Genomic DNA, 12,233 nt, shown 5'->3' with positions numbered 1-12,233 from the left:
CTCATTAAGTCCAACGGAGACTTAATGAGCGGACACTGATTTGTTGAATTATGCGAAGTATGCCGAGTTATGCGGAGTATCAGGAGCAGCGTATGCGTATGAGGGAAAGAAAATTCAGCGCCCACTCCGGCGCGATGACGTTTATTTTGTTAATGGGAATTGTCAGTCTGTTTTCGGACATGACTCACGAAGGAGCCAGAAGCATTCTGGGAGAGTATCTGAATTTGACCGGTGCATCGGCGGCGACCATCGGCTTTGTTTCCGGCGTCGGTGAGCTGTGTGGATATTCGCTGCGGCTGCTCTCCGGTTTCCTTGCGGACAAAAGCCGGCGTTACTGGACGCTGGTGATTTTCGGTTACACTCTGCAGGTGCTTGCGATTCCGGCTCTGGCACTGGTTCCGGAGAACGGCTGGATTCTCGCCTGCGGGCTGGTGATTCTGGAGCGCATCGGCAAGGCGGTGAAGAAACCGGCGAAAAACACATTGGTGAGTTTTGCGGCCAGCGAGGTGGGAACCGGGAAGGGGTTCGCATATCAGGAATTTCTGGATCAGCTGGGCGCATTCCTGGGCCCTGTGATTTTATTCGTTGTTACGCTAATCAAAGGGACGGGAAAACTCTTTTCCGCCTACCGCCTGTGTTTTGCCGCCCTCGGGATTCCTGCGGCTGTCACGGTCGCACTCGTTTTTTTCGCACAAAGGAAATACCCCCATCCAGAGGTCTTTGAAAAGGATGAAGAGGAACAGACGGAGTTCCGCTTCCGCCCGGCTTTTGTGCTCTACATGGTTGCGATCTGTCTGTTTGCGTTCGGCTTCGCGGACTTTACGCTGATTACTCTTCACGCCGCCCGGACGCACGCCTTCCCCACGGCGACTCTGAGTCTTCTGTATGCGGGAGCGATGGCGGTAGACGCATTCGCCGCACTGTTCTTCGGCTGGCTGTTTGACAAAATCGGTCTGCGCGCGCTGATCCTTTCGACTCTGTGCAGCGCTTTTTTTGCGTCATTTATCTTTCTGAGCGCGAATCCCTGGTCTATGGCGTTCGGGATTTTTCTCTGGGGCATCGGCATGGGTGCACAGGAAAGCATCATGAAGGCCGCCGCCAGCAAAATCATTCCCAAGTCCATGCGCTCCACCGGTTTCGGCATCTTCGAGACCGGCTTCGGCATCGCCTGGTTCCTGGGCAGCTGGCTGCTTGGCGCCCTGTACGACACTGCGCCGCTGTATCTGGCCGTAGTCTCCGCCGCCGCCCAGCTTCTGGCCGTTATGTTCTATCTCTGCATCCGCCGGAGCGCTGCCATGAAGCAATAATATCCGCCGGAGCATCACCTCGAGGCAGCAACATCCGTCCGAAGAACTGCTGCGAAGTGATATCATTCACCAATCCGCCACCGTGAAGCTGTATCATTCATCGATCTACGACCGCGAGACTATATCATTTACCAATCTGCGACTGCGACGCTGTATCACATATCAATCTGCGACCGCAAATCAATATCGTAATAAGACGATTTGGATTTAGGCACAAAGCATATTACAGAACGCCCTGCGCCGATAGCTTCGTCGAGGAACGTTTCGGTGATTTTTCGATGAGTTTCCGACGATTTTCCGAACAGGCGACCTTCTGAACAGATATACGGTAAATAAGTACCATGTAGAGGCTTCGGCACAGAAAACATCCCGTCTTGTAATTGCCAATTATTTGAAAATAACGTATAATATGAATTGCCCCTTGCTTATCGGGGTTATCGGTTGAGTGAGTTTAGAATGAAACGGAACTGCGGAAAAATTGGAGCAGGGCATATATGAGAGTTTTGGATAAAAGTGTTATGTCATTATGGGCAAAGAAAGAAGAGAAAAATGGGTTTTTTTTCTGGCTGCCTCTGATGGCTCATCTAGAAGATACTATGAATGTATCCAGGTGGCTTTTTGAACACTGGCTCAGTGATAGTCAGCGGGAGCTGTGCAGAAAAGGGCTTAAAGATATGGGAAACAGAGAAGCTGTATCTCATGATCTTGCTTGTAATCTGGCCTCATTTCTGGGCGGGATACACGATTTGGGAAAAGCAACTCCTGCTTTCCAGACAAAAAAAGGGTTCAATAACTCTCCAACACTAGATGACGAGCTGATGTGCAGACTGGAAAGAGCCGGTTTCCGGGAAATTACAAGTTTGACATTGGCTGATCCTGAGAAGTCACACCATTCAGTCGCTGGGGAGTATCTCCTGAAAAAATATGGGTTAAAGGATGATATCGGTTCGATCGTCGGAGGGCACCACGGGAAACCGGTTGATAGAATATTGGACGTGTGTGATCAGGATGCATACACAAAAAATTACTTCCAATCCGACGATTCTAATAGCGAAATTTACGGCCAATGGTCCAGAGTGCAGAAGAATATCTTTGAATGGGTCTTACATGAGAGCGGGTTTTCAAACGTGAGAGATCTCCCTGAAATATCCATGCCTGTTCAGGTTATATACGAAGGACTGGTGATCATGGCGGACTGGATAGCAAGTAACTCTGAGTATTTCCCCTTGATAAATATCTATGAGGATTGCCCAGAAGACCAAAATGATAGATTCTGGTCTGGAATGAGAAGCTGGGTCAAGGACCGACCTATCCAAATTGACTCTTGTCCTGAAAAACATCAGTTGTTCAATGACAGGTTTGGATTTGACCCTAGGGAATTCCAGGAAGTTGTTTATGGAACGGTGGATTCGATAAAGAAACCCGGAATTGTGATCCTGGAAGCTCCTATGGGACTTGGAAAAACGGAAGCAGCTCTGGCAGCAGCAGAACTGCTGATGGCAAAGACCGGAAGCAGTGGATTGTTTTTCGGCCTTCCGACTCAGGCTACATCTAACAGTATGTTCAACAGAGTGGAAAAATGGCTTGAAAGTTTAACTGAGCGTTACGATTCTCCTCAGTCGCTTAGACTTTCTCACGGAAAAGCTGCATTGAACGATGATATGAACAGACTTAGAAATCCGGCAAGTCATGTTAATGATGACGAATCGGGCGATGAAAATGTGTTTGTCAATGAGTGGTTCTCGGGAAGAAAGAAGGCCATGCTCGATGATTTCGTCGTTGGAACCGTGGATGGATTTCTGCTTACAGCATTGAAGCAAAAGCATTTGGCTTTAAGACACCTGGGATTTAGCAAAAAAGTAATCATCATAGACGAAGTCCATGCATATGATGCATATATGCAGCAATATCTGGAAGAGTCAATCAAATGGATGGGAGCTTACGGTGTTCCTGTAATTCTCGTATCAGCAACACTTCCACCTGAAAAGCGGAAATCGTTCATAGAAGCGTATCTCAGGGGAGCGGACGTAAAGGGACGGGATATGGATTTCCCGCCATCGGCGGACAACTACCCGCTTATTACTTATACCGACGGAGAAAATATCAAGGCACAAACTGATTTCTCAAAGACTGATGATAAGCAGATACAGGTAAAAAAACTTGAGGAAGATAAACTCATTGAAACGATTTCAGATCTGCTGGAGAGTGGCGGAGTCCTGGGAATAGTCGTAAACACTGTGAAAAGGGCGCAGGAACTTGGAAGAGCATGTAAAACTGAATTTGGAAATGAAACTGTGGAAATACTGCACTCATCCTTCATCGCGACAGACAGAGTTGCCAAAGAATCCAATCTGGTGAAAATGATCGGAAAAGATGGAATGCGCCCTGAAAAGAAGATCATCATAGGTACGCAGGTTATAGAACAGTCTTTGGATATTGATTTTGACGTGATGATAACTGACCTTTGCCCGATGGATCTGCTCCTTCAGCGTGTGGGTAGATTGCACAGGCATAAGATAGTGCGACCTAAAAACCTGGAAGAACCAGTACTGTATGTGATGGGAACCAACGAACAGTTTGATTTTAACCGAGGATCAGAAATGGTGTATGGCAAGTATTATCTGATCCGGACACAGTGTTGTTTGCCGGATTTTATCCGAATCCCGTCGGATGTTCCAAAATTGATACAGAAAGTGTATGGGGATTTTCAACTAGATTTGAATTCTGGACAAATGACTGTATATAGTGACAGTAAACTGAAAAAAGATACGGACATAAAAAAGAAGGCGGATAAGGCGTTGACTTATAGACTGGAGGATCCAAAGGAGGGTATCAACCCCCGTAGAAACAATTTGATCAGATGGTTGAAAAATCCGGATCATTCCGATACTGAAGAAATGGCAGTTGCGCAGGTTAGGGACATTAAAGAAACTATAGAGGTAATAGCAGTAAAAAAAATTGGAAGAGGATACTGTACATTTCGGGGTGATAAGGATATTTCAAATGATATAGCAAAGTCAGAGATCGCAAAAGAAATTTCCAGCAATACTATTCGCATTCCTGATAATGTTACACAGGAAAACGGTATCAGCAACACAATAGAATGGTTGGAAGAATACAATAAAAAGCATTTGTGGGAATGGCAGAAACAGTCATGGCTGAAAGGAGAACTAGGAATAATTTTCGATGAGAACGGAAAATTTACACTCAATGAAAAATGCCTGAAATACGACAATGAATATGGACTTCGTGAGGTAAAAGAAAATGGGAAGATATAATCTTGTGGAAGAGCCTTGGATATCAGTACTTGATTACGAAAAAAAAGAGAAAAAAGACGTATCATTGCTGGACCTTTTTGATAATGCGGAAAAATACAGGTGTTTAGCTGGTGAGATGGAGACTCAGAATTTTGCAGTGATGAGAATGCTCCTTGCCATAGTGCAGACAGTTTTCTCAAGATTTGATCTTTATGGTGATTGCCTTCCGGGGGTAAAGGTCGATGAAAGATATGTCCAGATTGAACAGGTCGATGTGACCAACAGGACAAAATACGCAGAGGCCGCAGAAGATACCTGGTTTGAAATGTACGCAGGTAATACTTTTCCTGCAATCGTAAGTGAATATTTACAATGTTGGAAAGACAGATTCTTTCTCTTCGATGATGAGTATCCATTCTATCAGGTGAACAAAGTGGAAATGGATGATATTATTTCGAAGATTCCAAAGAAAAGTCAGCCGGCGAAAATATATGGGAAAAATCTTAATAGGACAATTTCTGAAAGCGAAAATAAAAAAGCATTATTTTCACCTGTGGCAGGGACTGAACATGGAAAGAGAACGACCAAGGATCTTATGTCGTGTGCAGAACTTTCTCGATGGTTGCTGACATTTCAGGGGTATTCTGGATTAGCGGATAAGGTCAGTCTGGTGACCAAAGATCAGACTACATCTAAAGGGTGGTTGTTTGATTTAGGGGGAATTTATCTAAAGGGAAACAACCTGTATGAAACACTTATACTCAACTACATTCCAGTAATTTTCAGAGAGGGGTTAATTGGTCGTATTCAGAGACCATGTTGGGAAATGAGTGGCAGTTTGGTTGTGAATAAACTCTGTAATGGAGCACCTATAGATAATTTTTCTGAGTTATATACGAATTGGAGCAGAGCTGTTTATATCGATGCCGGTTCCGATACGAATAAACCTGTGGAAATAAATGTTGTAAAGCTTCCAGATATCGTTCATACGGAAGATTCAATCGAGCCAATGACGATCTGGAGATATAACGATTCTGGTCCAAATAAAGGGAGATACACACCTAGAAAACACAAAGCAGAACAGTCTTTGTGGCGGTCATTTGGAGCCATTGCAATGCCATCTGCTTTGCTAAGTACGGAGAAATACCTACGGCCAAGGATATTTGATCAGTATGAATTGCTAGTACAGGCGGATGGAAGCAGATGGACGGATCTGGTGGGTGTAAGCATGGCTGATGATGGAAACGCAACTTCGTGGCTTCCAGTTGATGAGGTGTGCGACAGTTTTCAGATCAATGACGGTGTCTTAGTAGACGAAACTGATGGAGGATGGGTGATACGGATAAACGATACTGTTGAAATCACAAAAGAAGCAGTTTCATCGACGTATAGGAAATTTCTCAAGGGCATCTGCGACATCAGAAACATTAAAGATAAGGCTGCAGATGGATTTATTAATGAAGGGTTGGCGGAGGTCTATGATGAAATCGACATTGACTTTAAATCATGGCTGGCGTCAATCGAACCAAACGACTCGAAAGATCAAAAGATAATGAATTGGAAGAAGCATTTAAAAGGGGTTTTATTGAACAGAGCGGAGACATTGTTTGAAAACGGTTCAGGAAGAGATATGACTGGAGTCATTAAAGACGATCGAGTTGATAACATTGTCACACAATATTTGAGGTTTGTACACTTGATAAATAAAAAACTATAGGAGGTAGAGCTTGAAAGACATGAACAGAGAACCAACTGTGTATCAGACGGTCCAAGTGATAATTAATACACTGAAGGATGCGAATGAAAAGAGAAGTACTTCAGGTAAACTAGCCGCACTGAGAAATTCTGTTGGCAAGGAGTACGAAGAGGCAACAGATGTGTGGCCATTGATTTTACCTTTCATACCAGATGAATTTATGGGAAAAGGGAAAGCAACTTTCGCCGAGGAGGCAATTTATATCGCATTGCAGTTGTATGCAATAGGACAGCAAGGTGCATCAAAAAATGTGTGTGTAGATGAACAGAGCAATGGCATGGGGGAATCATTGAAAGCATTGAGATCCGATGACTCGACAGCTATTGATAGAAGATTCAATACGCTGATTGCATCTTCTACTTTTGACGAATTCGTATACCACCTCAGACAGATATTTAAACTGGGAAAATCCAAGGGGGATTTTTCAGTAAACTATCCAAAGCTTGCAGAGGATCTGTACTGGTATCAACGAGGAAAAAATAAACAAATATGCCTTAGATGGGCAAAAGATTATTACAGAAGAAAATACAACAGTGAAACGATAGCGCAAACAGAGAGTGATTCAATTCCAGAAAGCAATTAGGAGGTATTAACATGAACGAAAATCGTCTTTATCTTGACATCCATGCAATTCAAACACTGCCACCGTCAAATGCAAACAGAGATGATACGGGAAGCCCGAAGACAGCCGTCTATGGGGGAGTAACCAGAGCCAGAGTAAGTTCTCAGTCATGGAAGAGGGCTATGAGGAAGTACTTTCTGGATGAATCTGGGGAAGATTTAGGTGTTAGAAGCTTAAATGTAGTAAAGTATGTCGCTGATATGATTATGAAAAAGGATCCTCTAGTTCCGGAAGATGTGGCATTTAAAAAAGCAGAGAAAATTTTTAATGATGCCAATGTAAAGACTGCAAAGGGAAAAACCAAGGCGTTGTTTTTTCTGGGGAAAAAACAGGCAGAGGCTCTTGCTGATGCTGCCATTCAAGGAATAAGCGATAAAAAAGAATTGAATAAAATCTTTAGTGATAATCCAGCAATCGATATTGCGCTATTTGGCAGAATGGTTGCAGATGATCCGTCGTTAAATGAGGATGCTTCAGCTCAGGTAGCACACGCCATTTCTACTCATGGTGTTCAGACGGAGTTTGATTTCTATACAGCAGTTGATGACCTTGCGCCGGAAGATAATGCTGGTGCTGGTATGTTGGGTACGGTCGAATATAACTCTTCAACACTATATCGATATGCTAATGTAGCTGTTCATGAACTTGTCAGACAGTTAGATGACAAAGATAGGGCAATAAATACAGCAAAGCTGTTTATTGAGGCCTTCGCAAATTCAATGCCAGCAGGTAAAGTAAGCACCTTTGCTAACCAGACTCTTCCGCAAATGCTTTTGGTAAATATTCGCCAGGATCGTCCAGTAAATCTCGTTACCGCATTTGAAAATCCTGTCAAGGCAAAGTGTGGAAACGTTGAACCATCAATCGAACGTTTGCTTGAAGAAGAAAAAAGTGTTGAGAAGTTCGTCAAGAAGCCTTTTAAGTCTCTTCTTGTAGTTGATGGCAATATGGAAGTACCTGACTGGGCAGAGGAAGAAGATAGTATTTCAGAATTGCTGGACGACTTTGGCAAGGCAGTAAAGGAGATTTTATAGAAGGCAGGTGATGATGTTGAAAACTGTATTATTGAAGTTTTCAGGACCACTGCAGTCGTGGGGGACGAATTCTCACTTTGAAACACGGCACACGGACGATCATCCATCGAAAAGCGGAGTGATCGGAATGATCGCCGCTGGTCTTGGCTGCAGCAGAGACGATACAGAAACGCTGGATCGGCTGGATCAATTGAGCGGATTAGGATTCGCTGTAAGAGTAGATCAGACAGGCCAAATACTCAGGGACTATCATACTGCCAAAAAATATAAACCAAACGGGGATCTGGAAAGAACTTACGTTACGAATCGATATTATCTCCAAGATGCGATTTTTTTGGTGGCATTGAGTAGCGATGATGACGAACTGGTTAAAGAAGTGAAAGAGGCAGTAGACAGGCCATATTATCAGATGTTTTTGGGGCGCAGGGCTCTTCCTCCAACAGCGGATCTTTTCCAGGGAATCATTGACGGAGATCCGATAACTGCCTTGAAGAAATATCCATGGCAGGCTGCTGAATGGTATAAGAGGAAGCCTCACAAGAAGATCCATATTTACGCTGACGCAGTCCTGCTGTCAGATGCTCCTTCTCGCATCAGAAATGATAAAGCCGTTTCTTTTTCCCAAAAAAAAGGCAGAAAATTCGATCCAAGAAGAGAAGCACACATCGTTATAGATGCTTTTTCAGAAGGGGCGAACGCTCCGGATCGCAGGGAAGAACATGATGCTTTTGGCGCTATAGGAGAGGAATGATATGTATTTATCTCGAGTCGAAATAGATATTCTGGATAGAAGGAAAATAAAGGAACTGACCCACTTGGGTGCATATCACAATTGGGTGGAGATGAGCTTCCCAGATGAGGTCGATCAGGAGATCAGGACACGTAAACTTTGGAGAATAGACAGAATCAGGGATCATCTGTATCTGCTTATAGTCAGCGAGAACAAACCGAACCTTGAAGCATTGGAGAGGTATGGTGTGTCTGGCAGTGCTAAGACAAAGGACTATGATAAATTCCTTGATTCGATAAGCGAGGGAGAGCTTTACCGATTCAGGGTGACTCTAAATCCAGTGAGAGCGGTATCCCAGGGAGAAGGGAAGAGAGGAAGGGTCATGCCTGAAATCACGGCGGAGCAGCAGCTTGCCTTTCTGGAGTCCAGAGCCGAGAGGCTAGGCTTCAAGCTGATGCCTGAGGAATATCAGATCGTGGAGAGAAGTTGGGAGCCGTTCAGGAAAAAAGGACAGAGAATGATGCGTCTGAGCAAAGCGACGTATGAAGGAATACTGAAAGTGACAGATGAGGAACTGTTTTACAATACTCTGACAAAAGGGATAGGAAAGAAAAAAGCCTACGGATTTGGTTTGATGACAGTAATTCCACTATGAATTGAGGGCGAAGACATGGCCTATGCAAAGACAAAACTCCCGCAGCTTCCAAGGGCATCCGATAGAGTGACGTTTATATACGTTGAACATGCAAAGATAAACAGAAACGATGGTGCGGTCACGGTCGCTGAAAGCAGAGGGATAGTGCGTATTCCGGCCGCTATGATAGGTATTCTTCTGCTGGGGCCGGGCATTGATATTAGCCATAGAGCAATGGAACTTCTGGGAGATACGGGAACAAGTGTTGCCTGGGTGGGTGAGCATGGTATTCGTCAATATGCTCATGGAAGAAGCCTTGCGCGTACGTCCAGATTCCTTGAAAAGCAGGCAAAACTCGTCAGTAATACTCGTACTCGGCTTCAGGTAGCAAGATCGATGTATCAGATGCGATTTCCGGAAGAAGATGTCTCTGAGCTGACGATGCAGCAGCTCAGGGCAAAAGAAGGAGCTCGTATTCGAAAATTATATCGGAAAATGTCTCAAGAGTATGGTGTGCGATGGGACGGAAGAGAATATGATCCTGAAAATTACCAGGGCGGCGATCCAGTCAACCAGGCATTATCCGCTGCAAACGTTGCTCTATACGGACTGTCTTACAGTGCTGTATCATCATTGGGAATGGCTTCAGGATTGGGATTCGTACACACAGGACATGATCTTTCTTTTGTCTATGATATTGCGGACCTTTATAAAGCTGAGATCACGATTCCCATCGCATTCCGGATTGCGTCAGAGTATGAACCAGGAGACGATGTTGGAAGGATCGCTCGCCAAAACGTCCGTGATGCTTTTTCCGACGGTAAAATTTTTGCACGAATAGTACGTGATATTCAACTCCTAATCGGCGTCCGGGAAGATGAGCAAATTGTTGTTGATCCACTGAACCTCTGGGACGATAAAGAGGGGACGATAAAATACGGGGTCAATTACAGCGAGGTCTGAAAATGCCTTTTACAGTAATTACTTTGAAAAAAGTCCCGAATTCACTCCGTGGCGATTTGACGAGATGGATGCAGGAGATCGCCACTGGAGTTTATGTGGGCAATTTTAATTCAAGAGTCCGAGAGGCTCTATGGCAAAGGATTACAGATACTGTTGGAGAAGGAGAGGCAACTATGAGTTTTGCCTTCCGAAACGAAATTGGCTATTCATTCCAGACGATCAATGCGGAAAGACAGGTAGTTGATTATGATGGAATTCCTCTGGTTCTGTTACCGTCTAAAGAGAATGAGACGCAAGGAAAAGATAAAACTGCCGGATTCAGCAATGCAAGTGAGATACATAGAGCAAGACGTGTTGTCAGACCGGAAGCAGAGCATCAGCAAACAGGGCTTGTTTTTCTGGATATTGAAACTACGGGACTTGACGTTGAAAAAGATAAGATAATTGAAATCGGGGCAATTAAGTTAATGGGAGAACAGGAGGAGGTGTTTCACGAACTTATCAAGATAAAAGAAAAAATTCCAAACACAATTGAAAAACTAACAGGTATAACTAGCTCTGAACTTTCTTCAGATGGTGTGGAACTCGAGCGATGCATTGCAGAATTCAGAGAGTTTATCGGAAAGTCAGAACTGATCGGTTATAATATAAGATTCGATATCAAATTTCTTAACAAGGCTCTTTCGGATGCTTCTCTTCCGCCAATACATAATAAGACTGCTGATTTGATGCGTGAAGCAAAAAAGCGCAACATGTTCCAGACAAATTACAAACTGGACACCACCCTGAAGGAATATGGGATAGATAAGGTGGTACGACACAGGGCACTGGAAGATGCGAAATTGATAAATCAGTTATACAATGCGATGAACGAAAAGAATTAGTCGGATCGTAATAAACTGACGCTGCGGAAAGTGAATAAAAACAGGTCGATGACTGGTGAAAAGCCGGTATTTTTAAAGGATTTTTTGCTGTGGTTCCCGCGTGAGCGGGGGTGATCCTAAACAGGTCCGTTAACCCGCATTCCGCAATTCGTGGTTCCCGCGTGAGCGGGGGTGATCCCTCGCAATCGCAGCTGCTATGGATGTGCTCTGCGTGGTTCCCGCGTGAGCGGGGGTGATCCCTAACGAGGATGCGCTGGTGGAAGGCGCGTAGGGTGGTTCCCGCGTGAGCGGGGGTGATCCTAATTGCGTCCATCTCGCCCTGAGTGAAGGTCTGTGGTTCCCGCGTGAGCGGGGGTGATCCCTGAACACGGAATCCACACTCAGGGCGATGAAAGTGGTTCCCGCGTGAGCGGGGGTGATCCTCCGTTCCATATTTTCCCATCTGCTTTCTTTTAGTGGTTCCCGCGTGAGCGGGGGTGATCCCAGGAAAGAGGCAATTAAAATGACTAAAGGCGCGTGGTTCCCGCGTGAGCGGGGGTGATCCTCGGGGCCGGGAGGTGTGGCAGGAGGCGGACGAGTGGTTCCCGCGTGAGCGGGGGTGATCCCCGCGGATCATCCGCGGCCTTGTCTACATCAGAGTGGTTCCCGCGTGAGCGGGGGTGATCCTAACTTCCGACTCCGCTTCCGGATTTTCGTCTTGTGGTTCCCGCGTGAGCGGGGGTGATCCTATCCGATTGTGGAGATTGCCAGAGCGCTGAAAGTGGTTCCCGCGTGAGCGGGGGTGATCCTGAGTTTTGAGTCTTTTAATAAGGCTAAAGAAAGTGGTTCCCGCGTGAGCGGGGGTGATCCTTGAAAGACGTTCACGTTGGTTCGCTGGTCATGGTGGTTCCCGCGTGAGCGGGGGTGATCCTTCAACAGAGGTTACAGGTTCAGCGACTCTGATGTGGTTCCCGCGTGAGCGGGGGTGATCCCAGTTTTTTTAATTTATTTTTTCTAAAATTTTAGTGGTTCCCGCGTGAGCGGGGGTGATCCCCGCGGCGTAACGG

Annotated in this window: 9 protein-coding genes and 1 CRISPR repeat array (1 of these 10 cut by a window edge); all 9 genes read left to right on the top strand. The window is 45.2% G+C overall.

Going from position 1 to position 12,233, the window contains the following annotated elements; translation table 11 throughout:
* The first annotated feature begins 59 nt into the window (after positions 1-59).
* Positions 60-1,307 carry an MFS transporter gene (locus tag FYJ64_RS01935; RefSeq protein WP_235897079.1) on the top strand — a complete coding sequence of 416 codons (1,248 nt, stop codon included), beginning with the start codon at positions 60-62 and terminating at the stop codon, positions 1,305-1,307.
* Positions 1,308-1,801: 494 nt separating this feature from the next.
* Complete coding sequence (gene cas3, locus FYJ64_RS01930) at positions 1,802-4,585, top strand: CRISPR-associated helicase Cas3' (protein ID WP_154573557.1); 2,784 nt, start codon at positions 1,802-1,804, stop codon at positions 4,583-4,585.
* Positions 4,572-6,281 carry a type I-E CRISPR-associated protein Cse1/CasA gene (locus FYJ64_RS01925; RefSeq protein WP_154573556.1) on the top strand — a complete coding sequence of 570 codons (1,710 nt, stop codon included), beginning with the start codon at positions 4,572-4,574 and terminating at the stop codon, positions 6,279-6,281. Before cas3 ends, FYJ64_RS01925 begins: the two co-directional genes overlap by 14 nt.
* A gap of 19 nt (positions 6,282-6,300) precedes the next feature.
* Positions 6,301-6,903: a type I-E CRISPR-associated protein Cse2/CasB gene (gene casB, locus FYJ64_RS01920; RefSeq protein WP_154573644.1), complete on the top strand. Its 603-nt coding sequence runs from the start codon at positions 6,301-6,303 to the stop codon at positions 6,901-6,903.
* Between the two features lie 11 nt (positions 6,904-6,914).
* A complete protein-coding gene (cas7e, locus tag FYJ64_RS01915; RefSeq protein ID WP_154573555.1) occupies positions 6,915-7,976 on the top strand; it encodes a type I-E CRISPR-associated protein Cas7/Cse4/CasC in 1,062 nt (353 codons plus the stop codon).
* Positions 7,977-7,986: 10 nt separating this feature from the next.
* Entirely contained in the window at positions 7,987-8,727 is a 741-nt protein-coding gene (cas5e, locus tag FYJ64_RS01910; RefSeq protein ID WP_235897078.1) for a type I-E CRISPR-associated protein Cas5/CasD, read from the top strand.
* A gap of 1 nt (position 8,728) precedes the next feature.
* Positions 8,729-9,361 (top strand): type I-E CRISPR-associated protein Cas6/Cse3/CasE, encoded by a 633-nt coding sequence (gene cas6e / locus FYJ64_RS01905; RefSeq protein ID WP_154573554.1) that lies wholly within the window; start codon positions 8,729-8,731, stop codon positions 9,359-9,361.
* A 15-nt stretch (positions 9,362-9,376) separates the two neighbouring features.
* Positions 9,377-10,303: a type I-E CRISPR-associated endonuclease Cas1e gene (cas1e, locus tag FYJ64_RS01900; RefSeq protein WP_154573553.1), complete on the top strand. Its 927-nt coding sequence runs from the start codon at positions 9,377-9,379 to the stop codon at positions 10,301-10,303.
* 23 nt (positions 10,304-10,326) lie between these two features.
* On the top strand, positions 10,327-11,187 hold the full coding sequence (cas2e, locus tag FYJ64_RS01895) for a type I-E CRISPR-associated endoribonuclease Cas2e (protein ID WP_235897077.1): 861 nt from the start codon (positions 10,327-10,329) through the stop codon (positions 11,185-11,187).
* An 89-nt stretch (positions 11,188-11,276) separates the two neighbouring features.
* A CRISPR array of direct repeats spans positions 11,277-12,233; the repeat unit is 28 nt; unit sequence GTGGTTCCCGCGTGAGCGGGGGTGATCC (it continues 4,928 nt past the right edge of the window).

Source organism: Hornefia butyriciproducens, from assembly GCF_009695915.1.
Taxonomy (GTDB): domain Bacteria; phylum Bacillota; class Clostridia; order Peptostreptococcales; family Anaerovoracaceae; genus Aminicella; species Aminicella butyriciproducens.
The sequence above is the reverse complement of the archived record's forward strand: the minus strand, read 5'-3'. Positions and strand labels throughout refer to the sequence as shown.

Bases quoted from the DNA above. Each gene is read 5' to 3' on its own strand.
- cas3 (WP_154573557.1), top strand. From the start codon at position 1,802: ATGAGAGTTTTGGATAAAAGTGTTATGTCATTATGGGCAAAGAAAGAA.
- FYJ64_RS01925 (WP_154573556.1), top strand. From the start codon at position 4,572: ATGGGAAGATATAATCTTGTGGAAGAGCCTTGGATATCAGTACTTGAT.
- FYJ64_RS01935 (WP_235897079.1), top strand. From the start codon at position 60: ATGCCGAGTTATGCGGAGTATCAGGAGCAGCGTATGCGTATGAGGGAA.
- cas1e (WP_154573553.1), top strand. From the start codon at position 9,377: ATGGCCTATGCAAAGACAAAACTCCCGCAGCTTCCAAGGGCATCCGAT.
- cas5e (WP_235897078.1), top strand. From the start codon at position 7,987: ATGATGTTGAAAACTGTATTATTGAAGTTTTCAGGACCACTGCAGTCG.
- cas7e (WP_154573555.1), top strand. From the start codon at position 6,915: ATGAACGAAAATCGTCTTTATCTTGACATCCATGCAATTCAAACACTG.
- casB (WP_154573644.1), top strand. From the start codon at position 6,301: ATGAACAGAGAACCAACTGTGTATCAGACGGTCCAAGTGATAATTAAT.
- cas6e (WP_154573554.1), top strand. From the start codon at position 8,729: ATGTATTTATCTCGAGTCGAAATAGATATTCTGGATAGAAGGAAAATA.